24 protein-coding genes and 1 pseudogene are annotated in these 25,458 nt (G+C 65.0%); 16 read left to right on the top strand and 9 right to left on the bottom strand.

Going from position 1 to position 25,458, the window contains the following annotated elements:
* The first annotated feature begins 154 nt into the window (after positions 1–154).
* The 8 genes from tkt to ACWAT4_RS05865 all read left to right on the top strand — a co-directional run bounded on the left by tkt (position 155) and on the right by ACWAT4_RS05865 (position 9,749).
* Complete coding sequence (gene tkt / locus ACWAT4_RS05900) at positions 155–2,140, top strand: transketolase (protein WP_212446286.1); 1,986 nt, start codon at positions 155–157, stop codon at positions 2,138–2,140.
* Between the two features lie 170 nt (positions 2,141–2,310).
* Entirely contained in the window at positions 2,311–3,318 is a 1,008-nt protein-coding gene (gene gap / locus ACWAT4_RS05895; RefSeq protein WP_449730022.1) for a type I glyceraldehyde-3-phosphate dehydrogenase, read from the top strand.
* A gap of 127 nt (positions 3,319–3,445) precedes the next feature.
* Positions 3,446–4,642 carry a phosphoglycerate kinase gene (locus ACWAT4_RS05890; RefSeq protein ID WP_212425878.1) on the top strand — a complete coding sequence of 399 codons (1,197 nt, stop codon included), beginning with the start codon at positions 3,446–3,448 and terminating at the stop codon, positions 4,640–4,642.
* Positions 4,643–4,693: 51 nt separating this feature from the next.
* Positions 4,694–5,761: a class II fructose-bisphosphate aldolase gene (gene fba / locus ACWAT4_RS05885; RefSeq protein WP_212298312.1), complete on the top strand. Its 1,068-nt coding sequence runs from the start codon at positions 4,694–4,696 to the stop codon at positions 5,759–5,761.
* Between the two features lie 296 nt (positions 5,762–6,057).
* The gene (locus ACWAT4_RS05880) at positions 6,058–7,083 is read left to right on the top strand and encodes a class I fructose-bisphosphate aldolase (protein ID WP_449730021.1); all 1,026 of its coding nucleotides are present in this window, start codon (positions 6,058–6,060) and stop codon (positions 7,081–7,083) included.
* A gap of 3 nt (positions 7,084–7,086) precedes the next feature.
* Positions 7,087–7,755 (top strand): thiamine phosphate synthase, encoded by a 669-nt coding sequence (locus ACWAT4_RS05875; RefSeq protein WP_212446283.1) that lies wholly within the window; start codon positions 7,087–7,089, stop codon positions 7,753–7,755.
* An 8-nt stretch (positions 7,756–7,763) separates the two neighbouring features.
* Positions 7,764–8,870, top strand: a complete 1,107-nt coding sequence (locus ACWAT4_RS05870; protein ID WP_449730020.1) for a tetratricopeptide repeat protein — start codon at positions 7,764–7,766, stop codon at positions 8,868–8,870.
* 87 nt (positions 8,871–8,957) lie between these two features.
* Complete coding sequence (locus ACWAT4_RS05865; RefSeq protein WP_212425876.1) at positions 8,958–9,749, top strand: inositol monophosphatase family protein; 792 nt, start codon at positions 8,958–8,960, stop codon at positions 9,747–9,749.
* Between the two features lie 86 nt (positions 9,750–9,835).
* On the opposite strand, the gene ACWAT4_RS05860 is transcribed toward ACWAT4_RS05865, so the two are convergent.
* The 4 genes and pseudogenes from ACWAT4_RS05860 to ACWAT4_RS05845 form a co-directional block, all read right to left on the bottom strand.
* On the bottom strand, positions 9,836–12,985 hold the full coding sequence (locus ACWAT4_RS05860) for a multidrug efflux RND transporter permease subunit (RefSeq protein WP_212298317.1): 3,150 nt from the start codon (positions 12,983–12,985) through the stop codon (positions 9,836–9,838).
* 6 nt (positions 12,986–12,991) lie between these two features.
* Entirely contained in the window at positions 12,992–14,185 is a 1,194-nt protein-coding gene (locus tag ACWAT4_RS05855) for an efflux RND transporter periplasmic adaptor subunit (RefSeq protein ID WP_212425874.1), read from the bottom strand.
* Positions 14,186–14,478: 293 nt separating this feature from the next.
* Positions 14,479–14,628 carry a hypothetical protein gene (locus tag ACWAT4_RS05850; protein WP_449730019.1) on the bottom strand — a complete coding sequence of 50 codons (150 nt, stop codon included), beginning with the start codon at positions 14,626–14,628 and terminating at the stop codon, positions 14,479–14,481.
* A gap of 231 nt (positions 14,629–14,859) precedes the next feature.
* A pseudogene (locus tag ACWAT4_RS05845) lies at positions 14,860–14,982 on the bottom strand (SAM-dependent methyltransferase); the annotation flags it as partial.
* A gap of 73 nt (positions 14,983–15,055) precedes the next feature.
* Here ACWAT4_RS05845 and ACWAT4_RS05840 point away from each other — a divergent pair.
* Positions 15,056–15,355, top strand: a complete 300-nt coding sequence (locus tag ACWAT4_RS05840) for a type II toxin-antitoxin system RelE/ParE family toxin (protein WP_449730018.1) — start codon at positions 15,056–15,058, stop codon at positions 15,353–15,355.
* A gap of 4 nt (positions 15,356–15,359) precedes the next feature.
* Positions 15,360–15,701, top strand: coding sequence for an addiction module antidote protein (locus tag ACWAT4_RS05835; protein WP_449730017.1), 342 nt, complete (start codon positions 15,360–15,362; stop codon positions 15,699–15,701).
* Between the two features lie 2 nt (positions 15,702–15,703).
* On the opposite strand, the gene ACWAT4_RS05830 is transcribed toward ACWAT4_RS05835, so the two are convergent.
* Entirely contained in the window at positions 15,704–16,735 is a 1,032-nt protein-coding gene (locus ACWAT4_RS05830; RefSeq protein WP_449730016.1) for an SAM-dependent methyltransferase, read from the bottom strand.
* Positions 16,732–17,541: a DUF1295 domain-containing protein gene (locus ACWAT4_RS05825; protein ID WP_449730015.1), complete on the bottom strand. Its 810-nt coding sequence runs from the start codon at positions 17,539–17,541 to the stop codon at positions 16,732–16,734. Before ACWAT4_RS05825 ends, ACWAT4_RS05830 begins: the two co-directional genes overlap by 4 nt.
* A gap of 182 nt (positions 17,542–17,723) precedes the next feature.
* Between ACWAT4_RS05825 and ACWAT4_RS05820 the strand changes: the two genes are divergently transcribed.
* From ACWAT4_RS05820 to ACWAT4_RS05805, 4 genes are all read left to right on the top strand, one after another.
* Positions 17,724–18,746, top strand: a complete 1,023-nt coding sequence (locus ACWAT4_RS05820) for a flagellar motor protein MotA (RefSeq protein WP_212298323.1) — start codon at positions 17,724–17,726, stop codon at positions 18,744–18,746.
* A 24-nt stretch (positions 18,747–18,770) separates the two neighbouring features.
* The gene (locus ACWAT4_RS05815) at positions 18,771–19,799 is read left to right on the top strand and encodes a peptidoglycan -binding protein (RefSeq protein WP_212425870.1); all 1,029 of its coding nucleotides are present in this window, start codon (positions 18,771–18,773) and stop codon (positions 19,797–19,799) included.
* Positions 19,800–19,905: 106 nt separating this feature from the next.
* Complete coding sequence (locus ACWAT4_RS05810; protein WP_212425869.1) at positions 19,906–20,352, top strand: GNAT family N-acetyltransferase; 447 nt, start codon at positions 19,906–19,908, stop codon at positions 20,350–20,352.
* Positions 20,353–20,420: 68 nt separating this feature from the next.
* Entirely contained in the window at positions 20,421–20,687 is a 267-nt protein-coding gene (locus ACWAT4_RS05805) for a hypothetical protein (RefSeq protein ID WP_449730014.1), read from the top strand.
* A 12-nt stretch (positions 20,688–20,699) separates the two neighbouring features.
* On the opposite strand, the gene ACWAT4_RS05800 is transcribed toward ACWAT4_RS05805, so the two are convergent.
* Positions 20,700–22,547 carry an ABC transporter ATP-binding protein/permease gene (locus ACWAT4_RS05800; RefSeq protein ID WP_449730013.1) on the bottom strand — a complete coding sequence of 616 codons (1,848 nt, stop codon included), beginning with the start codon at positions 22,545–22,547 and terminating at the stop codon, positions 20,700–20,702.
* Between the two features lie 201 nt (positions 22,548–22,748).
* Here ACWAT4_RS05800 and rpmE point away from each other — a divergent pair, with 201 nt between their 5' ends.
* Complete coding sequence (gene rpmE, locus ACWAT4_RS05795; RefSeq protein ID WP_027530154.1) at positions 22,749–22,976, top strand: 50S ribosomal protein L31; 228 nt, start codon at positions 22,749–22,751, stop codon at positions 22,974–22,976.
* Between the two features lie 208 nt (positions 22,977–23,184).
* Here rpmE and rcdA read toward each other — a convergent pair whose 3' ends face one another.
* Both rcdA and ACWAT4_RS05785 read right to left on the bottom strand, forming a co-directional pair.
* Complete coding sequence (gene rcdA / locus ACWAT4_RS05790; protein ID WP_212298328.1) at positions 23,185–23,694, bottom strand: protease adaptor protein RcdA; 510 nt, start codon at positions 23,692–23,694, stop codon at positions 23,185–23,187.
* 434 nt (positions 23,695–24,128) lie between these two features.
* The gene (locus ACWAT4_RS05785; RefSeq protein WP_212298329.1) at positions 24,129–24,320 is read right to left on the bottom strand and encodes a DUF1192 domain-containing protein; all 192 of its coding nucleotides are present in this window, start codon (positions 24,318–24,320) and stop codon (positions 24,129–24,131) included.
* A gap of 113 nt (positions 24,321–24,433) precedes the next feature.
* Here ACWAT4_RS05785 and ACWAT4_RS05780 point away from each other — a divergent pair, with 113 nt between their 5' ends.
* The gene (locus tag ACWAT4_RS05780; RefSeq protein ID WP_212298330.1) at positions 24,434–25,432 is read left to right on the top strand and encodes an NAD(P)H-quinone oxidoreductase; all 999 of its coding nucleotides are present in this window, start codon (positions 24,434–24,436) and stop codon (positions 25,430–25,432) included.
* The last annotated feature ends 26 nt before the right edge of the window (positions 25,433–25,458 follow it).

Genomic DNA, 25,458 nt, shown 5'->3' with positions numbered 1-25,458 from the left:
ACTGCTAAGCAACTTTTACGGCCAAACCGACGTTTGATTGCCTTGGACTCCCGGAACCGAGGTGCTATCCCAGCCCCCACCTTTCGTGGCCGCCAAGCTCCTCCCACGCGGCCGGCACCACCGCCAAGCGCCTCATTTCAGACGGATTTCAGACATGACGCAAGTCGACCACACCCGTATGGCCAACGCGATCCGTGGCCTCTCGATGGACGCTGTCGAGAAGGCGAAATCGGGCCATCCCGGGCTACCGATGGGCGCCGCCGACATCGCCACGGTGCTGTTTACGCAATTTCTGAAATTCGACGCCGCTGCAATCGACTGGCCCGACCGCGACCGCTTCGTGCTCTCGGCCGGCCACGGTTCGATGCTGCTCTATTCGCTGCTGTACCTGACCGGCAACGCAGGGATGACGCTGGACCAGCTCAAGAACTTCCGTCAGCTCGGCTCGCTGACGCCGGGTCACCCCGAGAACTTCCACACCAAGGGCATCGAGACCACCACCGGCCCGCTCGGCCAGGGCATCTCGACCGCGGTCGGCATGGCGCTCGCCGAGAAGATGCTCGCCGCCGAGTTCGGCAAGAAGATCGTCGACCATCACACCTACGTGCTCGCCTCCGACGGCGACCTGATGGAAGGTGTATCGCAGGAAGCGATCGCCATGGCTGGTCACTGGAAGCTCGGCAAGCTGATCGTGCTCTACGACGACAACGGCATTTCGATCGACGGCCCGACCTCGATCTCCGACTCCGTCGATCAGGTGAAGCGCTTCAAATCGGCCGGCTGGGCCGCCGAGAAGATCGACGGCCATGACCAGGCTGCCATCGCCGCAGCGATCACCCGCGCGCAGAAATCCAACAAGCCGACGCTGATCGCCTGCCGCACCACCATCGGCTTCGGCGCGCCACACAAGGCCGGCACGGCGAAGGCGCATGGCGAAGCGCTCGGCGCCGACGAGCTCAAGGCCGCCAAGGAAAACCTCGGCATCTCGCTTGAGCCGTTCTCGGTGCCGGACGATGTGCTGAAGGCCTGGCGTGCAGCCGGCAGCCGTGGCGCGACGGCACGCCAGGAATGGGAAGGACGTCTCGGTGAGCTCGGCAGCCGCAAGCGCGCCGAGTTCGAGCGCCGCCTGCGCCACGAGCGTCCGGCTTCGCTGGCAAAGGCCGTGCGCGCCTACAAGAAAGAGCTCTTGGAAAAGCCGATGACGGCCGCCACCCGCAAGTCGTCGGAAGCCGTGATCGAAGTCATTGCCGGCGCGATGCCGATGGAGTTCCTGGCGGGCTCGGCCGACCTCACCGGCTCCAACAACAACAAGGCGAAGTCGGCGACCGCCTTCTCCGCCAAGACGCCGAAAGGCCGCTTCATCCATTACGGCATCCGTGAGCACGGCATGGCCGCGGCGATGAACGGCATCTTCCTGCACGGCGGCTTCGCGCCGAACGGCGCGACCTTCCTGGTGTTCACCGACTACGCGCGGCCTGCGATGCGCCTGGCCGCACTGATGGGCGCCGGCGTCGTCTATGTGATGACACATGATTCCATCGGCCTCGGCGAAGACGGCCCGACCCACCAGCCGGTGGAGCATCTCGCCGCGCTCCGCGCCATTCCGAACATGCGCGTGTTCCGTCCCTGCGACGCCATGGAGGTGGCCGAGTGCTGGGAGCTTGCGCTGAACCGCATCGACGGTCCGACCACGCTGGCGCTGACGCGACAGAACCTGCCGCAGCTCCGCACCACCGCGCCGAATGACAACCCTTGCGCGGCCGGCGCCTACGAGCTGGTCGCCGCCCAGGGCGAAGCCAAGGCGACACTGTTCGCTTCCGGTTCCGAGGTCGAGATCGCAGTGGCCGCCCAGAAGCAGCTCGCCGAGCGCGGCATCGCGTCACGGGTGGTCTCGGTGCCCTCGCTGGAGCTGTTGTTAGCGCAACCAGAGGCCAAGCGCGCCGCCATCATCGGCAATGCACCGGTGAAGGTCGCAATCGAGGCCGCGGTGCGCTGGGGCTGGGATGCCGTGATCGGCCAGGATGGCGAATTTATCGGCATGCATTCCTTCGGCGCCAGCGCGCCGGCGAAGGATCTCTACAAGCATTTCGGCATTACCGCCGAGGCTGCGGTTAACGCTGTGCTGAAGCGCGTCAGCTGAGAGTTGAGGTTGCCAAAAAAAAGGACTACGTAGTCTCTCATATGATCAAGCATCGCCCGGCCGAACCGGGCGTCCGCCTCTAAAAAACCCTCGCAGGCGCGCAAAGCGCGTTGTGCGGGACGATGGGGTTATTGAACAGCCGTCACTGAACGGTCATAAGGAGACGAAACATGGCAGTCCGCGTTGGAATTAACGGTTTTGGTCGCATCGGCCGCAACGTCCTGCGGGCTATCGCCGAGTCCGGCCGCAAGGACATCGAGGTCGTCGGCATCAACGATCTCGGTCCGGTCGAGACCAATGCTCATCTCCTTCGCTTCGACAGCGTCCATGGCCGCTTCCCCGGCACCGTGACCGTCGACGGCGACTCGATCAGCCTCGGCGCCAACAAGATCAAGGTGACCGCCGAGCGCGATCCCTCGAAGCTGCCCTGGAAGGATCTCGGCGTCGACATCGCGCTGGAATGCACCGGCATCTTCACCTCGAAGGACAAGGCCTCCGCGCACCTGGCCGCCGGCGCCAAGCGCGTGCTGGTCTCCGCCCCGGCCGACGGCGCCGACGCCACCATCGTCTTCGGCGTCAACCACGACACGCTGACCAAGGATCATCTGGTCGTCTCCAACGGTTCCTGCACCACCAACTGCCTCGCGCCTGTCGCCAAGGTGCTGAACGATCTCGTCGGCATCGAGACCGGCTTCATGACCACGATCCACGCCTATACCGGCGACCAGCCGACGCTGGACACGCTGCACAAGGATCTCTACCGCGGCCGTGCGGCTGCGATGTCGATGATCCCGACCTCGACCGGCGCCGCCAAGGCCATCGGCCTCGTGCTGCCCGAGCTGAAGGGCAAGCTCGACGGCGTCGCGATCCGCGTGCCGACCCCGAACGTCTCGGTCGTCGATCTCAAGATCGTCGCCAAGCGCGCCACCGACGCCAAGGAAATCAACGCGGCGATGAAGCGCGCCAGCGAGCAGCAGCTCAAGGGCGTGCTCGGCTACACCACCGCGCCGAACGTCTCGATCGACTTCAACCATGATCCACACTCCTCGACCTTCCACGAGGACCAGACCAAGGTGCAGAACGGCACGCTGGTGCGCGTGATGTCCTGGTACGACAACGAGTGGGGCTTCTCGAACCGCATGGCCGACACCGCCGTCGCGATGTCGAAGGTGCTGTAAGGATCTGGCGCATTCGAGCACCGTCATTCCGGGATGGTCCGAAGGACCAGACCCGGAATCTCCGAGATTCCGGGTTCGCGCTACGCGCGCCCCGGAATGACCAGAGGCCCGGGACAGAGAGCCAGAGATGACCAACAAATTCCGCACCCTCGACGACGTTGATGTGAAGGGCAAGCGCGTGCTGCTGCGCGTCGATCTCAACGTGCCCATGGACAATGGCCGCGTCAGCGACGCAACCCGGCTCGAGCGCGTCGCGCCGACCATCACCGAAATCTCGGACAAGGGCGGCAAGGTCATCCTGCTCGCGCATTTCGGCCGGCCGAAGGGGCGTGATGCCAAGGACTCGCTCCAGCCCGTCGCCGAAGCGCTGTCGAAGGTCGTGAAGAAGCCCGTCGCCTTCGCCGAGGACTGCATCGGCGAGCCCGCGGCCAAGGCCGTGGCGGCGTTGCAGGACGGCGACATCCTCTGTCTGGAAAACACCCGCTTCCACAAGGAAGAGGAGAAGAACGATCCGGCCTTCGTCGCGGAGCTCGCAAAGCTCGGTGACATCTGGGTCAACGATGCGTTCTCGGCGGCGCACCGCGCCCACGCTTCGACCGAAGGGCTCGGTCACAAGCTTCCGGCCTATGCCGGCCGCACCATGCAGGCCGAGCTGGATGCGCTGGAGAAGGCGCTGGGCTCGCCGACCAAGCCCGTCATCGCCATCATCGGCGGCGCGAAGGTCTCGACCAAGATCGACCTGCTCGAAAACCTCGTCAACAAGGTCGACGCGCTCGTGATCGGCGGCGGCATGGCCAACACCTTCCTGCACGCCCAGGGCGTCGCGGTCGGCAAGTCGCTGGCCGAGAAGGATCTCGCCGCGACTGCGGTGCGCATCATGGAGAAGGCGGAAGCGGCCAATTGCGCCATCATCCTGCCGGTCGATGCGACGGTTGCCTATCATTTCGCCGCGAATGCGCCCTCGCATGCTTACGGCCTCGATGCGATTCCGGCCGACGGCATGATCCTGGACGTCGGCCCGCAGTCGATCGTGCGCGTCCAAGCCGCGATCGACGATGCCGCCACGCTGGTCTGGAACGGCCCGCTCGGGGCCTTCGAGATGCAGCCGTTCGACCGCGGCACGGTGGCGGCCGCCAAGCACGCCGCTGAGCGGACCAAGGCGAAAAAGCTGATCTCGATCGCGGGTGGCGGCGACACGGTTGCGGCCCTTAACCAGGCCCATGTGGCCGGTCAGTTCACCTATGTCTCGACCGCCGGCGGCGCATTTCTTGAATGGATGGAAGGCAAGCCGCTGCCCGGCGTCGAAGTGCTTCGCACCAAGTAATTCAAGGCAAGAAACAAGCGGCCCGAGAGGCCCAAACGGAGAAGAACACACATGGCTCGGATCACGTTGCGTCAATTGCTCGACCATGCGGCAGAGAACGATTACGGCGTACCGGCCTTCAACATCAACAACATGGAACAGGCGCTGGCGATCATGGACGCGGCCAACCAGGTCGACGCGCCCGTCATCATCCAGGCCTCGCGCGGTGCGCGCTCCTACGCCAACGACGTCATGCTCAAGCACATGATGGACGCCGTGACCGAGATCTACCCGCACATTCCGGTCTGCGTGCATCTCGACCATGGCAACGAGGCCGCGACCTGCATGACGGCGATCCAGGCCGGCTTCACCTCGGTGATGATGGACGGCTCGCTCAAGGCCGACGGCAAGACCCCCGGCGACTGGAATTATAATGTCGGCGTGACCAAGACGGTGACCGACATGGCCCATCTCGGCGGTATCTCCGTCGAGGGTGAGTTAGGCGTGCTCGGCTCGCTCGAAACCGGCATGGGCGACAAGGAAGACGGCCACGGCGCCGAAGGCAAGCTGAGCCACGACCAGCTCCTGACCAATCCGGACGAGGCGGTGAAGTTCGTCCAGGAGACCAAGGTCGACGCGCTCGCGATCGCGATGGGAACCTCGCACGGCGCCTACAAGTTCACCCGCAAGCCCGACGGCGACATCCTCGCCATGAATGTGATCGAGGAGATCCACCGCAAGCTGCCGAACACGCATCTGGTCATGCACGGCTCCTCGTCGGTGCCGCAGGACCTGCAGGACATCATCAACGCCTATGGCGGCAAGATGAAGCCGACCTGGGGCGTGCCGGTCGCCGAGATCCAGCGCGGCATCAAGAACGGCGTGCGCAAGATCAACATCGACACCGACAACCGCATGGCCATGACCGGCCAGATCCGGAAAGTGCTGAAGGACAATCCGGAAGAGTTCGATCCGCGCAAATATCTGAAGCCGGCGATGGAAGCGATGACCAAGCTGTGCAAGCAGCGGCTCCAGGAGTTCAACACCGCAGGCCAGGCCGCCAAGTTCAAGAAGATCCTGACCCCCGCCGACATGGCCAAGCGCTACGCCAAGGGCGAGCTGGATCCGAAGGTCGCGTAACGATCGCGCTCTATCGCTCCCTCGCCCCGCTTTTCGCGGGGAGAGGGTTGGGGTGAGGGGCTCTCTCCGCGAGTTGTGCCCTACCGATAGACCTGTACCCCCTCACCCGGATTTTACGCGTCGCGTAAAGTCCGACCTCTCCCCGCAAGCGGGGCGAGGTTGAGGGCAGCCAGCCCGGCCAAACGTATCCCCGATGACCTCCCCCCTTTACCCTGCGACCAACGTTAACTCGGCAATTGCCCGAGAACCGTCTATTTTCACAGGCAAGGGCAGAATCGTTTTGGGAGGACCTCTCGATGAATCTGACTGAGCTCAACAAGGTCGCGACCGCCATGGTCGCGCGCGGCAAGGGCATCCTTGCCGCCGACGAATCCTCCGGCACCATCAAGAAGCGATTCGACGCGATCGGCGTGGAATCGACCGAAGGCAACCGCCGCGACTATCGCGAGATGCTGTTCCGCTCCAAGGAGGCCATGAGCCAGTACATCTCGGGCGTGATCCTCTATGACGAGACGATCTGGCAGGACGCGAAAGACGGCACGCCGCTGGTCAAGCTGATCGAACAGAGCGGCGCCATTCCCGGCATCAAGGTCGACGAGGGCACGCAAGCCTTGCCGATGTGCCCGGGCGAGCTCGTCACCGTCGGACTCGACAAGCTCGCCGAGCGGCTGAAGAAATATTACGAACGCGGCGCGCGCTTCGCCAAATGGCGCGCGGTGATCGACATCGCCAGCGGCGTTCCCTCGATGACCGCAATCAGCGTCAACGCCCACGCGCTGGCGCGTTACGCCGCACTGTGCCAGGCCGCGCAGATCGTGCCGATCGTGGAGCCTGAGGTGCTGATGGACGGCGATCACGACATCGACCGCTGCTACGACGTTACGAGCCGCGTGCTCAACAAGACGTTTCAGGAATTGCGGGTGCAGCGCGTCGCGCTCGAGGGCATGGTGCTGAAGCCGAACATGGCGATCTCGGGCAAAAAATGCGCAAAGCAGGCCTCCGTCGAGGAAGTCGCGGAGAAGACGATCCGGCTGCTGAAGGCCTGCGTGCCGGCGGCCGTGCCCGGAATCGCCTTCCTCTCCGGCGGCCAATCCGATGAGGATGCGACCGCGCATCTCAACGCCATGCACAAGCTCGGCCCGCTGCCCTGGGGCCTGACCTTCTCCTATGGCCGCGCGCTGCAGGCCGCGCCGCAGAAGGCCTGGTCGGGCAGGCCTGAGAATGTTACGGCCGGACAAGACGCATTCAGTCATCGTGCGCGCATGAACGGCCTCGCCTCCAAGGGCGAATGGCAAAGCAGCCTGGAAAAGAAGGCAGCCTAGATCTTGTCGAACAAGCCGCCTCCGCCGCGCCCGGCGCCACGCCTTTATCTCGCGACGCCTGTTGTCGATGATCCCGCATCGCTTGTTGCCGAGCTGCCGGGCCTGCTCGCAGCCGCCGACGTTGCAGCGGTGCTGGTGCGGCTGAAGGAGACCGACCAGCGCACCATGATCTCGCGGATCAAGGCCCTGGCCCCGGTTGTGCAGAATGCCGGCGCGGCCCTGCTCGTCGACGGCCATCCTGAGCTCGTCGCGCGCGGCGGCGCCGACGGCGCGCATCTCCCCGGCATCGCCGCACTGAAAGAGGCGATGCCGTCGCTCAAGCCCGATCGCATCGCCGGCGTCGGCGGGCTGACGACGCGGCACCATTCCATGGAAGCGGGCGAGACGGGCGCCGACTATTTGCTGTTCGGCGAGCCCGACGCCAACGGCCAGCGCCCCTCTCCTCAGGCAATCGCCGAGCGGCTCGACTGGTGGGCCGAGCTGTTCGAGCCGCCCTGCGTCGGCTTCGCCATGTCGTTCGAGGAGGCGCATGACTTCGCCGCCAGCGGCGCCGATTTCGTGCTGGTCGGCGATCTCGTCTGGGCCGACCCGCGCGGCCCCAAAGCGGCGCTGATCGAGGCCGATGCCACGATCAAGAAGGCCTTCACGGCTGCTGCCGTGGGCCAGGGCTAGCGCCCGCCATGAAGCTCCCTCGCATCACGCTTCTGGCCGCGCTGGTCCTGGCAACGCCTGCGGCTGCGCAGCTCCAGCTCACGCCGCCGGCCACGATCCCGAGCCCTGCGCCCGACAAGCAGAAGCCCAAAGAAGCGCCCAAGGACGCGGCAAAGGACAAGCCGAAGGCCGCGCCGCACACGATCACCAAGAAGAAGGAGGCCGCGCCGGCGCCAAAGCCGTCGGCCTCGCCGAGCCCGACGCTGCCGGCCACCGTGATTCCGGCGCCGGCGACCGACAATTCCAACGTCGACCTGGTGTTCGGCGCCTATCAGCGCGGCCAGTACAAGACCGCCTTCGACCTCGCCAGCGCGCGCGCCAAGACCGGCGATGCCAAGGCCATGACCATGCTGGGCGAGCTTTACTCCAACGCCATGGGCATCCGGCGCGACTACGCCAAGGCGGTCGAGTGGTACAAGCGCGCCTCCGATGCCGGCGACCGCGAAGCGATGTTCGCGCTCGCCATGCTGCGCATGGCCGGCCGCGGCGGCCCGGTCGATAAGGGCGAGGCGGTCAAGCTGATGGCCTCCGCCGCCAAGCTCGGCGAGCCCAAGGCGGCCTATAATCTCGCGCTGCTTTATCTCGACGGCCAGACCCTGCCGCAGGACGTCAAGCGCTCCGCCGAGCTGCTGCGCCAGGCGGCCGACGCCGGCCTGCCCGAGGCGCAATACGCGCTCGCGACCTTCTACAAGGAGGGCACCGGGGTGCCGAAGGACCCCGAACGGTCGGTGCGGCTGCTCCAGGCGGCCTCGCTGGCCGACAATGTCGATGCCGAGGTCGAATATGCCATCGCCCTGTTCAACGGCACCGGCACGCCGCAGAACCAGCCCGCGGCCGTGGCGTTGCTGCGCAAGGCCTCCCGCCAGGGCAGCGCAATCGCGCAAAACCGGCTGGCCTGGGTGCTGATCAACGGCATGGGCACAGCGGTGGACAAGGTCGAGGGGTTCAAATGGCATCTGGTGGCCAAAACGTCCGGCAAGGGCGATCCGGAGCTCGACAAGCAGCTCTCCGACCTGCCGGCCGACGACCGCGCCAAGGCGGAGGCCGCCGCCAAGAAATGGCTCGGGACCAAATGACTTGACCTTTGGCCCCTCGCGGGGCACCCAATCCCACTCAAATGGCGCGGTTTTCGCGCCCCCTCCCCCCGATCAAGACCAGAACTCATGCTGTATTCCGCAACTATCAACGTCATGGTCAAAGCCGCGCGCCGTGCCGGCCGCAGCCTCAAGCGCGATCTCGGCGAGATCGAGCATCTCCAGGTCTCGCTGAAGGGGCCGGCCAACTTCGTCTCGCTCGCAGATAAGCGCGCCGAGGAGATCCTCTACCAGGACCTCGCCAAGGCGCGACCCGGCTACGGCTTCATCGGCGAGGAAGGGGGACAGCGCGAGGGCACCGACAAGAGCCACACCTGGATCGTCGATCCCCTGGACGGCACCACCAACTTCCTGCACGGCATTCCGCAATTCGCGATCTCGATCGGGCTCGCGCGCGAAGGCACCGTGATCGCCGGCGTGATCTACAATCCCGCCAATGACGAGCTCTACATCGCCGAGCGCGGCAAGGGCGTCTTCCTCAACGACCAGCGCCTGCGCGTCGCCGGCCGCCGCCAGCTCAACGAATGCGTGGTGGCCTGCGGCCTGCCCCATATCGGCCGCGGCGACCACGAGGAATTCCGCCGCGAGATGACCGCGATCCAGGATCGCGTCGCAGGCCTGCGCCGCTTCGGCGCCGCCTCGCTCGATCTCGCCTTCGTCGCCGCCGGCCGCCTCGACGGCTATTGGGAGCGCAATCTGCAATCCTGGGACATCGCCGCCGGCATGCTGATGGTGCGCGAAGCCGGTGGCACCGTGAGCGACATCAACACGCCGGGCGATCCGCTGCTGACGGGTCACGTCGTGTGCGGCAACGAGTTCGTGCACGGCGAGCTGGTGAAGATTTTGCGGAAGCCAGCGTAGCGCGACGCATCGACGGTGCGCCCCCTCGCCCCGCTTGCGGGGAGAGAGGGTGAGACAGCGTGCGCTCCTTACCAGCCTGCTGGCTGCTACGGTTTCACCGGCGCTGGCGGCCCATACGCCTCGGCTTTCGCCCTCGGCTCCCTGTCTCCCGCCAGCACGCGCTGCACGGAGACGAAGAACACCGGCACCATCAATAGCGCCAGGATCACGACCGCGATCATGCCGCCCATCACGATGGTGCCGAGCGATTGCTGGCTGGCTCCGCCGGCGCCGTGGGCAATCGCCATCGGCAGCACGCCGCAGATGAAGGCCAGGCCGGTCATCAGGATCGGGCGGAAGCGCAGGCGGCAGGCCTCGATCGTGGCCTCGACCAGGGGCTTGCCTTCCTTGCGCAAATCCTTGGCGAACTCGATGATCAGGATCGCGTCCTTCGCCGCGAGGCCAATGATGGTGATCAGGCCGACGGTGAAATAGACGTCATTGGGCAGGCCGCGCAGCATCGCCGCCACCACCGCGCCGACGATGCCGAGCGGCACCGTCAAGAGCACCGCGAGCGGAATGGTCCAGCTCTCATAGAGTGCGGCGAGACACAGGAACACCACGAACACGGACAGCGCCAGCAGGAACGGCGCCTGCGAGCCGGACAATTTCTCCTGGAGCGACTGTCCCGTCCATTCGTAGCCGAAGCCGCGCGGCAGCTTGCCGGCGAGCTTCTCCATCTCGGCGATCGCATCGCCCGAGGTGAAGCCGGGCTTGGCTTCGCCCGAGATGCGCACGGCGGGATAGTAGTTGAAGCCGGCGATCTGCGTCGGGCCGCGCGACCATTCGACGGTCGCGAAGGAGGAGAACGGCACCAGCTGGCCACGGCTGTTCTTGACGTTGTAGTTGAGGATGTCCTCGGTCTTCATGCGGTCGCGGCTATCGGCCTGCACCACGACGCGCTGCATGCGGCCGCGGTTCGGGAAGTCGTTGATGTAGTTCGAGCCGAGATTGGTCGAGATCGTGTTGTTGATGTCCTCGAAGGTGACGCCGAAGGCGCCGGCCTTCTCGCGGTCGATCACGAGATTGACCACGCCGGCCTCGGGCAGGCCCTCGACATAGACCTTCTGCAGCACCGGGCTCGCATTGGCCTCCGCGATCAGCTGGTCGGCGGCGCGCATCAGGGCCGGATAGCCTTTCTGTCCGCGATCCTGGAGACGGAACGAGAAGCCCGAGGAATTGCCGAGATTGTCGATCGGCGGCGGCTGCAGCGCCGAGATCTTGGCGTCGCGGATCGACGCCGACAGATCGCGGTTGATGTCGGCAACGATCGCGGCAGCGGATTCCTTCGGTCCGCGCTCCGACCAGTCCTTCAAGGTGATGAAGGCCTGCGCCGTGTTCATGCCCTGGCCGGAAAAGCTGAAGCCGGTGAGGAAGGTGACGTCGTCGACCCCCGGCCGCTCCGCCAGGTATTTCTCGACCTTCTCGATCACGGCCTCGGTGCGGCCGTAGGACGAATCCGACGGCGTCTGCACGTCGGTGGTGACAAAGCCCTGGTCGTCGACCGGCAGGAAGCCGCCGGGCAGACTGACGAAGGCCCAGGACAACCCGACCAGCAGCGCAGCATAGATCATCATCAGGCGACCGGTGCGCTTGAGCGAGAAGCCGACGGTGCGGGAATAGCCCTCCTTGCCGCCTTCGAGCATGCGGTTGAACCAGCCGAATACGCCCCTCTTTGCGTGACCATGACCGGCCGTGACGGGCTTGAGCAAGGTCGCGCACAGCGCCGGCGTCAGCGACAGCGCGAGGAAGGCGGAGAAGCCGATCGCCGCGACCATGGTCACCGAGAACTGGCGGTAGATGATGCCGACCGAACCCGGGAAGAACGCCATCGGCACGAATACCGCCATCAGCACCAGCGTAATGCCGATGATGGCGCCGGTGATTTGCGACATCGCCTTGCGCGTCGCCTCCTTCGGCGGCAGACCTTCCTCGGCCATGATGCGCTCGACGTTCTCGACCACGACGATGGCGTCATCGACGAGGATGCCGACCGCGAGCACCATGCCGAACATCGAGAGCATGTTGATGGAGTACCCTGCGAGCAGCAGCGTGGTACAGGCGCCCAAGAGCGCCACCGGCACCACGATGGTCGGGATGATGGTGTAGCGGATGTTCTGGAGAAATAAGAACATCACCACGAACACCAGCACCACGGCCTCGAGCAGCGTCGTCAGCACCTTCTTGATCGAGGCCTCGACCACCGGCGTGATGTTGTAGGGGATCTCGTAGGAGATGTTGGCCGGGAAGAAGCGCGACAGCTCCTTCATCTTCTCCTCGACCGCGCTCGCGGTCGCCAGCGCGTTGCCGGTCGGCGACATCAGCACGGAGAGACCGGCCGTCGGCTTGCCGTTCAGGCGGGTGTTGAACTGGTAGCTGAGGCCGCCGACCTCGACGCGCGCGACATCGCGCAGCCGCACCGTTGAACCATCGGCATTGGCGCGCAGGATGATGGCGCCGAATTCATCCGGCGACGAAAGCTGGCCCTTGACCAGCACCAGCGCGGAGGTGCGCTGGTTGTCGGTCGACGGCTCCGCGCCGATGCTGCCCGAAGCGACCTGCGCGTTCTGCGCAGCGATCGCCTTGTTGACGTCGTCCGCCGTGAGCCCGTAGCCGACCAGCTTGGCCGGATCGACCCAGACGCGAAGGCTGCGTTCGGTCGAATAAAGCGTGGCGCGGCCGACGCCGGGAATGCGGCGGATTTCGCCGAGGACGTTGCGGATCATGAAGTCGCCGAGACCGACCTCGTCGAGGCTGCCGTCGGTCGAGTTCAGCGTGATGATCTGCAGCACCGCGCTCGAGGCTTCCTCAATCAAGATGCCCTGCTGGATCACCGCGCGCGGCAGGCGCGCCTCGACGCGCTTGATGCGGTTCTGCACCTCGACCGAGGCCGCGCTGGTGTCGGTGCCCGGCTGGAAATTGGCGATGATCTCGACCTGGCCGAGCGAGTCGCTGGTCGATTCGAAATTGAGGATGCCGGAAGCGCCGTTGAGCTCCTCCTCGATCAGGCGGGTGACGCTGTTGTAGAGGTTTTCCGGCGACGCGCCCGGATAGCTCGTCGAGATCGAGATCGAGGGCGGCGCGATGATCGGATATTGCGCGATCGGCAACAGCGGGACCGAGATCGCGCCGATCAGACAGATGAACAGCGCGACGACCCAGGCGAAGATCGGCCTGTCGATGAAGAAGCTCGCCATGATGCGTTACCGCGCGACCTTGAGGGCGTGCCGGTTATCCGCGCTCGCCTCGGCCTCGGACCAGGATTGCGGCTTGACCTTGTCGCCGGCCGCGAACTTCTGGAAGCCCTCGACCACGACCTTGTCGCCGGCCTTCAGGCCGTCGGTGACGAACCAGATGCCGTCCTGCACGGAGCCGGTCCGGATCGGCTGCACCGCGATGCGGTTGTCGTCCTTGACGACGAACACCTCGCTGCCGCCGCCGCCATTGCGCTGGACCGCCTGCTGCGGCACCGCGATCGCATCGGAGTCCAGACCCTGGTCGAGACGGACACGCACATACATGCCCGGCAGCAGCTCGCGCTTGGGATTGCGGAACTCGCCGCGCAGCGTCACCTGGCCGGTATGGGCGTCGACCTTGGCGTCGGAGAACAGCAGCTTGCCATCGAGCGCATAGAGGGTGTTGTCGTCGAGCACGAGGCGCACCTTGACGGCATCGGCCTCGATGCGATCGAGATCGCCGCTTTCAAAAGCGCGGCGCAGCTGATTGAGCTCGGTCACCGACTGGGTGAAGTCGGCATAAATCGGATCGAGCTGCTGCACGGTGGCGAGATTGGTCTCGTTCTGCACGACGAGCGCGCCTTCGCTGACGAGTGCGGCACCGACTACGCCGTCGATCGGCGCGCGCACGGTCGCATAATCGAGATTGAGCTTTGCCCGCGCGAGCTCGGCCTTGCGGCCTTCGACCTCGGCCCTGGCTTGCAGCTCGGCGGCGATGGTCTTTTCGTTCTCGGCCTCCGGCGCGGCGCGCTGGCTGGTCAGCGTCGCGATACGGCGCGCCTGCTGCTGCGCCTGCATCAAGGCCGCGTCAGCCTTGGCAAGCGCGGCTTCATTGGCCATCACCTCGACCTCGAACGGGCGCGGATCGATGCGATAGAGCGGATCGCCCGCCTTCACCTCGCTGCCCTGGCGAAACAGGCGCTCGACCACGATGCCGGAGACGCGAGGGCGCACTTCGGCGACGCGCGTCGGCGAGATCCGGCCCGGCAGCTCGCGCACCACGGCGCGCAGCTGCGGCTTGACTGTGACGATGCTGACGTCGGGTTCGATGGGCTGGGCAGCCGAAATGGCCGATGAAGATTCGTCGCAAGCAGCTAGCAGCGGCGCAAGGGCCGCGAGCATCATTGCAACGCATGCCGATCGCGCTCGAAGTCCTGACATGAAGTGGGGTGCCCCAAAATTGTTGAAACTGATCACGCCTCGCGCAACGCCCGTCCTGGACTTCCTGCGCGGCTGATGCGATCAAAATAGAATGGGCGTACTGCGACGCAACGCATCGCGCGGGCGGCTCAATGTCACACGCGCTATCGCGCTGAGTTCAGGCTGATTTTTGGGACTCACCAGATTGTGAGTCAGGTTCCACGGCGCCGCGCTGCGACAGAACATCGCAATGGCGCAGCCTCTGCGCGTGCCTCTCAGCTCAATGTCATTGCGAGGATGGAGCTTGCGACAAGCTACTGGGCCTTATCGTAAGCCTGCAGGATCCTGACAAAATCAGCCATGCTGGATCGATCTTGGTTGTCAGCCATGGCCGCAACCTGAGTGTTGGGCGCGGGCTGGCTCCCCTGCCAGAGCCACACGAGGAGATCGGCGATGTTTCTCATGGCGTACTCGCTGCACCAGCTGTGACGGCCAACATCAGTTGAGTGGCAGAGCAGGGAGAAAGGCCGGTGGGCACTACGCCGCCGGCCTTGTCCCGCAACTGCCGGCTCGCTGGCCGGTTCCGTTGCCTTTCACTCTGGATGTATCGGTAACACCAAGGACCTGGCCGGACTATCGCGCGCAGGTATGAAGTGACCATACTTAGGTAGGCTTGGACTACGGCGCGGAAATCATCACGACGCGCCCCGCCCCGCCGCCTTCATCCGATAGTGGCTGACGCCACCCGTTCCGTCGGCGTAACCGAACAGGCCTGAGGCTGCGAGAAGAAACCAACGCCAGCGCCGCATCGAGAGCGATCACGAGCCCCAGCCAAAGTGATCGACCGGTTCACGGGGGGGACTTGCCCAATTGTAAACTATAGATTACAAAATGATCGTGGTCGATGTCGTAGAGACGGAAGCATTTCGGAGCTGGCTTGGCGGATTACGCGACCGTCGCGCAGTTGCGCGCATCGTAAGCCGAATCACATTGATCGAGCGCGGCGCACTTGGCGACGTGAAGTCTTTAGGTGGGGGCCTGTCTGAATTCAAAATAGACTACGGCCCGGGGTACCGTCTCTATGCGGCGCAACGCGGAGCCGTGACGGTCATCCTGCTCTGTGGTGGCGACAAGCGAAAGCAAGATGCGGACATCAAGCGAGCACGCGCGATGCTTGCGGAACTGGAGTAGTGCAATGGCGCTGAAAACAACACCATTTGATGCGGCGGAATATTTGGATACGCCGGAAGCACAAGCCGAGTTCATTACAGCGGCGCTGGAGACTGGCGACGCGGCGTTCATCCGCGACTCTGTGAATACGGTTGCGCGTGCCCGCGGCATGAGCGAGATAGCAAAATCGACCGGGCTGAGCCGCGAAGGGCTGTACAAGGCACTCGGCGAGACCGGAAATCCGGAGTTCTCAACCATGCTGGGGGTATTGCGCGCGCTTGGCTTAGGTCTGACTGCGCGCCCCTTATCCGGAAAGTCCGGCAAGCCGCGCAGATCGGCGAAGCCGCGAACCCGCAAGGCTGCTTAGGCTCAAAGGTCTGCCGCCTTCATCCGGTAGTGGCTGACGCCCCACTCCGTCCCATCGGCATAGCCGAACAAGCCGGCGGTGGCGAGAAAGAACCAGCGCCAGCGCCGCATCCACAAATAGGTCTCGTCGCCATAGACGTTGCGCAGAGAGGCTTCGATCGTGTCGCGTTGCGCGTCGAAATTGGCGAGCCAGTCGTTGGCGGTGCGCTGATAGTGCGTGCCGCTCCAGCGCCATTCCTTCTCGATCGCGAAGATGTCGGCATATTGCCTGACGAGATGATGGCTCGGCATCACGCCACCAGTGAAGAAGTGCTGCGCGATCCAGTCTTCGCGATTGGCGTGGTCGAACACGTAGGAGCCGACGCGATGGGTGAAGATGTGCATGAAGAAACGCCCCTCGGGGGCGAGCCATGAGCGCACGCGCGTCATCAGCTTACGCCAGTTCATCATGTGCTCGAACATCTCGATCGAGACGATGCGGTCGAACTGGCCCTCCGCCGCAAATACGTTCATGTCGGCGGTGACGACGCGCAAGTTGAGCAGACCGCGGCTCTGGGCCATCCCCTCGATATGGGCGCGCTGCGACTGCGAGTTCGACACCGCCGTCACCTTCGCATGCGGAAATTGCCGCGCCATCCACAGCGCCAGCGCCCCCCAGCCGCAGCCGAGTTCGAGGATGGTCTGCCCGTCGGCGAGACCGGCGTGCTCGACGGTCTGACGCAGCGCTTCCTCCTCGGCTTCCTGCAGCGTCGTCGCATCGGTCTTGTAGAAGCAGGAAGAGTATTTGCGGTTCGGGCCCAGCACCTGCGCGAAGAAGCTCGACGGCACCTCGTAGTGCTGGGTGTTGGCGGCGTCCGCGTGCTCGGCGATCGACCGCAGCATCATCCGTCCGGCAAAGGCGGCATCGTCACCTGCCCCGTGCGCCGACAGGCGCGTTGCGGTACGCGAGCACAGGCGCTGGATGGCGGCGCGGACCACGAGATCCGGCAGCGGCACGCGTTCGGCAGTCCCAATGATCGTGGACACGACGCTCATGCGGCCATTCCCTCTCTCGGTGGCAGGGGAAAGAACATGCTGGTTCTGGATTGATAGGCGCGGTAGCGCTCGCCGCGCGATCGCAGCATCTGCGCCTCCAGAGGCGGGATGCCGGTGACGTGGACCAGAATCCAGTACATGAAGGCGGGCGCGAGCAGGCTGGCCCAGCCCCACGCATATCCGTCGGCAAGGCCGATCACGGGATAGGCCAGCCAGCCGAGCCATTCGAAGAAGTAATTGGGATGGCGCGACCAGCGCCACAGCCCGGCATCGCAGACCTTGCCGTGGTTGGCGGGATCGTGCCGGAACCGGCGCAACTGCGCATCCGCCAGCGCTTCGCCGGCGATCCCGATCAGCAGGATCACAGCTCCGAGGACGTCCTGACTCCGCAACGCCGGCATAGGGACATGCGCCGCGACGAAAATGGAAAACACCAGCGGCACCGAGCCGAGCGCCTGGTTCTGCAGGAAGATGAACATCCGCCGCGGGGCGTTGAGCCCCCACTCCGCGGCGAAGGCGGCATAGCGGGGATCGTCGGTGATCCCAGCGGTGCGGATCGCGATATGGGTGCCCAGCCGGAGCGACCAGACCGCCACGAGGCCGGCGACCAGCCATTGCCGGGCGTTGGGACCGTCCCCCGCGATGGGCCACAATGCACTGCCCACCCCGACCAGGCCGACCGCAAAGGTCCAGATCGTATCGACCCAGCCGGAATTGCCGGTGCGCTGCTGCACGACCCAGGCGAAGGCCATCAGGACCGCGAGCGAGAGCGCGATGGCCGTCAGTCCTCCGAGAAACATCGCCATGCAAAAAATCCGACTTAAGCCTGTGGAATGCCGAAGTTTTTCAAAATACGTCTCTATCAAAGCCCGGTTTCAGCTTCGGGTTCCCCACCCTTCCCGAAATCCGCACATCCGGCGCTTTTTTTGGGCGAGCGCTGTGCCATAGTGCGGAGGCAAGCAAGCAGTCGTAATGGATGATACCGGCCATGCCGTCAGGCGCCTCGCCCCGCTCCTCCCTCGATATCGAGTACACAAAACTATCCTCGCCAAGCGTCTTCCTGGTCCGGATGCTGGTCTTCCTGGTGCTGTGCACGCTGGTGGGCGTGGTGCTCTACAAGCAGATCATCCAGGCCTTCTTCGCCAATCCCGGGCTGAACGCCCTGATCGGGGCCGTGCTGTTCATCGGCATCGTGCTGGCCTTCCGCCAGGTCATCCGGCTCTATCCCGAGGTGTCCTGGGTCAACAACTTCCGCATCGCCGATCCCGGCCTGGCGCCGGCCCGGCACCCGAAGCTCCTGGCGCCGATGGCGATGATCCTGGGCGGTGAGCGCACCGGGCGAATGTCCATCACCCAGACCACGATGCGGCACCTGCTCGATTCGATCGCGACCCGCCTGGACGAGGCCCGCGACATCTCCCGCTACATGACCGGCCTGCTCGTCTTCCTCGGCCTGCTCGGCACCTTCTGGGGCCTGATCGAGACGGTCGGCTCGGTCGGCAAGGTGATCGACGGCCTCAAGGTCGGCGGCGATGCCGGCGCCCTGTTCGACACGCTGAAGGAGGGGCTGGCCGCCCCGCTCGGCGGCATGGGCATTTCGTTTTCCAGCTCGCTGTTCGGCCTCGCCGGCTCGCTGATCCTCGGCTTCCTCGACCTGCAATCGAGCCAGGCGCAGAACCGCTTCTACACCGACCTCGAGGACTGGCTCGCCACCACCGTGCGCGAATACGGCAGCGGCGAGGTCGCCGCCATCGCGAGCAGTGGCGGCGGGGTTGCCAGCGGCGAGCTCCAGGCCGCCGTCGAACGCTTGCGCTCCGTGCTCGAGGAAGGCAGCGCCAGCCGCGGCACCACGGCGGCGATGGCGAGCCTTGCCGAAGCGATTCAGGCGCTGGTCTCGCATATGCGGACCGAGCAGCAGATGATCCGCGAATGGGCCGACGGCCAGGGCGAGCAGAACCGCGAGATCCGCCGCCTCCTGGAGCGCATCGCGCGCCAGCCCGAGAAGAGTTAAGCAATCAGCATTTGAGAGGCGAGCATGGCTCTAGCCCGCGGCCGCCGCAGCGAAGGCGCCTTCAACTACTGGCCCGGATTCGTCGACGCGCTGTCGACGCTGGTGCTGTCGATCGTGTTCCTGCTCTCGGTGTTCCTGGTCGTGCAGTTCTTCCTGTCGCAGGAGGTGACCGGCAAGGACAAGGCGCTGGAGCAGCTCAACGCCAAGATCGCCCAGCTCACTGAGCTGCTGTCGCTGGAGAAGCTCGGCAAGCTCTCTCTGGACGATCAGGTCTCGCAGCTCAAGGCTGGCCTCGCCTCGGCCGAGACCGAGCGCGACCGCATGAAGGGCCTCTATGACGGGCTCGCCGCTGCCGGCAACGACGCGCAAGGCAAGACCTCCGAGCTCGGCAAGGCGCTCGACTCCGAGAAAGCGGTTTCGGCGCGAGCGCTGGCGCAGATCGAGGTGCTGAACCAGCAGATCAGCGCGCTGCGCCGGCAATTGGCGGCGCTCGAAGAAGCGCTCGATGCTTCAGAAAAGAAAGACAAGGAATCCCAAAATCGCATCGCCGATCTCGGCTCGCGCCTCAACGTCGCGCTGGCGCAGCGCGTGCAGGAATTGTCGCGCTATCGCTCCGAGTTCTTCGGCCGGCTGCGCGCCATCCTCGGCAATCGCCCCGACATCCGCGTGGTCGGCGACCGCTTCGTGTTCCAGTCCGAAGTGTTCTTCGACACCGGACAGGCGACGCTGCTGCCCGAGGGCCGCGCCGAGCTCGATACGGTCGCAGCCGCGCTGATCGAGCTCGACAAGAAGATCCCGGCCGAGATCGCCTGGGTGCTGCGCGTCGACGGCCACACCGACGTGCGTCCGGTGAATGGCCCGAACTTCAAGTCGAACTGGGACCTGTCCGCGGCGCGCGCGATCTCGGTGGTGCAGTATCTGATCTCGCTCGGCGTGCCGGCGCAGCGCCTGGTCGCCGCCGGCTTCGGCGAATTCCAGCCGCTCGACACCGCCAACACCGAAGACGCCTACAAGCGCAACCGCCGCATCGAGCTGAAGCTGACGGAGCGGTAGTGGTGCTTCTTGAGACAGTCATTCCGGGGCGATGCAAAGCATCGAACCCGGAATCTCGAGGTTCCGGGTTCGCGCTGCGCGCACCCCGGAACGACGGTACATACTGATGACCTCCCTCCACCTCCGCCCCTATGTGGACGCCGACGAAGCGGCGGCGATCGACCTCTGGCATCGCACCTGGCAGCAGGCCTATCCGCAGATCGACTTCGCGGCACGGCTGGACTGGTGGCGCGAGCGCTGGCGCAGCGAGCTGGTGCCGAAGGCCCAAATCATCGTCTCGGAACAAGATGGCGTGCTGACCGGTTTCGTCACCATCGACGGCGAGGGCTATCTCGATCAGCTCGTCGTTGACCCAAACCATTGGGGCTCGGATGCGGCACGGTTGCTGGTCGACGAGGCAAAACGCCTGTCGCCATCGGGCGTCACGCTGCTGGTTAACAAGGACAACGGCCGCGCGATCCGCTTCTACGAACGCAACGGCTTTGCCCATGCCGGCGTAGACGTGAACCCGACGTCGGGACGGCCGGTGCTGAAGATGACGTGGCGGCCGTGACTGATGTCACGCAATAGCGCGGCGGGATTCGCTAGCGTGACAACGACCAAAGCAGATGGAGAGGATCGATGCGGCTGAGCGATCTGGCCAAGGGGTCTTCGGTGTTTCTCGGCGTCATCGTCGCCGGCTATGTCTCGACGATCTATGTCGATCAGCGCCTCGCTCCGCTCCCCAAGACGGCGAGTGAGACGGGTTCGCCCGCGCCAACGAATACCCCTGCCCCGACAGACAGCCCGGCGCCGGCCAATGGTGGCACGGCCTGCATCGGTGAGGGCGGCAGCTGGAAAAACTGGCCCTGGCCGAACGTGCCGATGGGCTCGCCGAAGTGCCCGTGAGCGCCCCGCGCCTCACACCCCCTCGAACTGCAACCTCGCCAGCCTCGCATAAAGCCCGTTCGCCGCAACGAGCTCGGCATGGGTGCCCTGCTCGACGATCCTGCCCTGGTCCATCACCAGAATACGGTCGCAGGACAGCACGGTGGCGAGGCGATGCGCGATGACGAGCGTGGTGCGGTGGCGCATCAGCTCTTCGAGCGCGGTCTGCACCAGCGTCTCGCTTTCGGCGTCGAGGGCGGAGGTGGCTTCATCGAGCAGCAAAAGCGGTGCATCGCGCAAGATGGCGCGTGCGATCGCGATGCGCTGGCGCTGGCCGCCGGAGAGCGTGACGCCACGCTCGCCGAGCGGGGTGTCGAAACCTTCGGGCAGGCGGCGGATGAACTCGGCGGCATGCGCGAGCTCGGCGGCGCGCTCGACCTCGGCATCGGTCGCATCGGGACGGCCGAAGCGGATGTTCTCGCGGGCGCTCGCCGCAAAGACATTGGATTCCTGCGGCACCAGCGCGATACATGAGCGGAAATCGCGCGGGTCGGCGGCCTTCACCGGCACGCCGTCGAGCGAGATCGCGCCATTGCGCGGATCGTAGAAGCGCAGCAGCAGATGGAAGATCGTGCTCTTGCCCGCGCCGGACGGGCCGACGATCGCGACCTTCTCGCCTGGGCGCACGGTGAACGACACGGCGTCGAGCACATTGACGTCGCGCCGCGCCGGATAGGCGAAGCTGACCTGATCGAAGCCGACCTCGCCGCGTGCCGGCACCGGCAGCGCGCGCGGCGTGACGGGCGCCTTGATGTCGGGCTGCACGTGCAGGATCTCGAACAGGCGTTCGGCTGCGCCTGATGCGGCCGACACCTCGCCCCAGACCTCGCTGAGCTGGCCGAGGCCGGCCGCGGCAAAGGCCGCATAGAGCACGAACTGGCCGAGCCGGCCCGGCGTGATCGTGCCGGTGAGCACGTCATGCGAGCCGATCCAGAGGATCCCGACCACGCTTGCGAACACGATGAAGATGACGATGGCGGTGAGCACGGCGCGGGCCTGGGTGGAGGTGCGCGCGGCCTCGTAGGCCTGCTCGACCTCGCCGCCGAAGCGCTTCGCGGCCAGCCCCTCGCTGGTATAGGCCTGCACGGTGCGGATCGCACCGACCAGCTCGCCGGCATAGGCGGACGCGTCGGCCAGCGTGTCCTGCGCGTTACGCGACAGCCGCCGCACCCAGCGCCCGAAGGCGACCAGCGGCAGCACGATCAGGGGGATCGCCAGCAGCACGAAGCCGGAGAGGCGCGGGCTGGTGATCACCATCATCGCAGCTGCACCGAAGAACATCATGAGGTTGCGCAGCGCGATCGACACCGAGGCGCCGACGGCGGATTTGATTTGCGTGGTATCGGCAGTGAGCCGCGACACCAATTCGCCGCTGCGCGCGGAATCGAAGAAAGACGGCGACAGCGAGAGCAGATGCGCAAAGACATCGCGCCTGAGATCGGCGACGATGCGCTCGCCGATCGTCATCACCAGATAGTAGCGCGAGGCGCTTGCGAGCGCGAGCACGGCCACCACCGCGATCATCACCGAGAAGTAGCTGTTGATGAGCTCGATGCCCTCGGGCGTCAGGCCGAAATCGATCATCCGGCGCACCGCGACCGGCACCAGCAGCGTGGTCAGCGCGGCAACCGTGAGCGCGACGAAGGCCAGCGCCGCCCGGCCGCGATAGCGGTTCACATAGGGTGCAAGCGCCATCAGCGGGCGCAGCCTGGCGCGGCCCTTGGCGGGCTGCTCGATCAGCTCGGCTTCGATTGAGGCGGTCTCAGCGGGCGCGATCTGGCCCTCGCGATATTGGTCGTCAAGCCGTTCCACTGCGCTCATGAGATCGGACCCAGGAAGAGGAGTTAGCTCCACATAGGCCGGTGCAAGGGTAGTGGCAAATCCGGTAAGTCCCTTAGGGGACGGCCCGGTTCTCCTGTCCCCACAATGGCTTGTTTTAAGGGGGCCCGTGAGGTATAGACCCGGCCAAATCCGTCATTCGATAGCCCCTCAAGCAAGGCGCCGGGCGCCCTAGGAATTGCCATGAAAGCCGAAATTCATCCGGATTATCATACGATTAAGGTCGTGATGACCGACGGAACCGAGTACCTGACCCGCTCCACCTGGGGCAAGGAAGGCGACACGCTGAACCTCGACATCGACCCGAAATCGCACCCGGCCTGGACCGGCGGCAACGCCCAGCTCATGGACCGCGGCGGCCGCGTCTCGCGCTTCCAGAAGAAGTTCTCGGGCTTCCTCAAGAAGGATTGATCCTGGCCACAAGGCTGGACACGAAAAACGCCCCTGGGAAACCAGGGGCGTTTTTGTTTTTGCCGTCATTCCGGGGCGCGACGTAAGTCGCGAGCTACGATGCGCAATTGCGCATTCTGAGAATCCATAACCACGATCGAGAGTATGGATTCCGGGCCCGCGCCAAGTGGCGCGTCCCGGAATGACGATTGAAATTGTTGATAGGAGCTTACCGCTCGAACGCAGCCTTCAACGCGTTGAGATGCGGCACCAGCGGGTTGCCGATCGCGATGTGGTCGGCCGGCGGAGTGTGGATGGTGGTGTCGAGGCGGCGCACTCGGGTCTGCAGGCTCATCGAGCGATGGATCAGATCCTGGAGCTGGCTCGGCAGCTTCTCGATGGTGTCGGCGGGGCCGGGATCGGCGGCGGTGAGCTTGACCTTGGTCTTCTCGCGGTTGGCCTGGACCAGCGTCATCTCGCCCTCCTTCACTGCGCGGTGCAGCAACAGCCAGGAGGCAAGCTGCATCAGGCGCGTGGTGAGGCGCATGCTTTCGGTTGCATAGGTGAGGCTGACGGCACGATCGAGCGCCTTGGCCTCGGTGCGGCCGGCGCCGTCGAGATAGGCGGCGGTCTCTTCAACGAGATCCATGCCCTCACGGAACAGGACGCCGAACGCCGCAGAATTGGTGAACCGCTCGCTGAGTTGAACGAGAGCACCTTCGGCTTGCAAACGTTCCATGGTTAACGCCCCTTACGCAACTGTTTACCTATCCGGCTTTGGCGCCGGCTTATGATGAACAAATCATTGCGCGGGCGGATCGCGGAGTCCAGCGACAAGCGCGGATATGGTTTCCGCGGGTCATTCCCAGGAATTCAACCCAAAAGAGAGGCAAAAAAAAGAGCCGCCGGAGACCGGCGGCTTTGAAAGTTGATAACAGGGAGGCGTCAAACAGAGTGGACAGGAGCCACTCGGTGTCCAAACGAGGACGGTTCCAGTCATAAACTCGAAAGCTTAATGGTGCGTAAACGAACGAATTCTTTGAGAGTTCGTTAGCCATGTCGGTCACTGGCCGAGTGGGTGTTGCGCGCGCTCCCCGCCGTCATTCCGGGGCGGCGCGTAGCGCGGAATGACGGCGGAGAGATCGGCGCGACGCGCGCCAAGACACGCAAGCCTCACGATTTGAAGAAACTGTTCGCGGCGTCGCGCGAGGCGCGCTTCTTGGACGCGGCGTCTTCCAATCGCGTGATCTCGGTCCTCAGCAGAGCGACCCGCTCGGTCAATTCCTCGACCGACAACAGTGAGAGATCCTGTCCAATTTCATGGGTGATCTTCTTGCGCGGGCGGTCGTCGTCTTCCATCGGCATCGTCGTTCCTCCTGCGTTCGTGTCCGGCCACACGGCTGAGGCGGTTGCCAGCTTGGACCGCGCTGGCTAAGCAATGGCCTCGTTCCTCCCGCACCTTTGCTCAAGGACACATCATGGACAAGCTGCCCGCGCAAATGACCGTGGTCGCCATCTCCACTCCCGGCGGACCCGAGGTGCTGGTGCCGGAACAACGAGCACTGCCGCAGCCCGGCCCCGACGAGATCCTGGTCAAGGTTGAGGCCGCCGGCGTCAACCGTCCCGACGTGGCGCAGCGCTCCGGCGCTTATCCGCCGCCGCCCGGCGCCAGCGACCTGCCCGGCCTCGAGATCGCAGGTGAAGTGGTCGCCGTCGGCAGCAACGCCAAGCGGCACAAGATCGGCGACAAGGTGATGTCGCTCGTCGCCGGCGGCGGCTATGCGCAGTATTGCATCGCGCAGGACGCCCAGGCCATGAGCGTGCCGCCGGCGCTGTCGATGAAGGAAGCCGGCGCACTGCCGGAAACCCTGATGACGGTGTGGCACAATGTGTTCGAGCGCGGCGGCCTGAAGGCCGGCGAGACGCTGCTGATCCATGGCGGCTCCTCCGGCATCGGCACGATGGCGATCCAGCTCGCCAAGGCATTCGGCGCAAAAGTATTCGTCACCGTCGGCTCGCAGGACAAGGTCGATGCCTGCCTCAAGCTCGGGGCCGACCGCGCCATCAACTACAAGACCGAGGACTTCGTCGCCGTGGTCAAGGAAGAGACCAACAAGGCCGGCGTCAATTTGATCCTCGACATGGTCGCGGGCGAGTATGTCGACCGCAACTATGACGCCGCCGCCGTCGACGGCCGCATCGTGCAGATCGCAACCCTCAACGGCCCCAAGATTACCGCCAACATCGCCAAGGTGATGGTCAAGCGTCTGACGCATACCGGCTCGACCTTGCGGCCCCGTAGTAATGCGGACAAGGCGGCGATGGTGGCCGCCATTGAAGCGAAAGTGATGCCGCTTCTGCGCGAAGGCCGGGTGAAACCGCTGATGGACAGCTCTTTCCCGCTGGAAAAGGCATCCGACGCGCACCGGCGCATGGAGACCTCAGCACATATTGGCAAAATTGTGTTGGAGGTCTAGGCCAGCGGCCCACAGGAGACGCCGGA

This window comes from Bradyrhizobium sp. T-1 (assembly GCF_053592855.1).
Note: the sequence above shows the minus strand (reverse complement) of the source record. Positions and strands in the feature narration are given on the sequence as shown.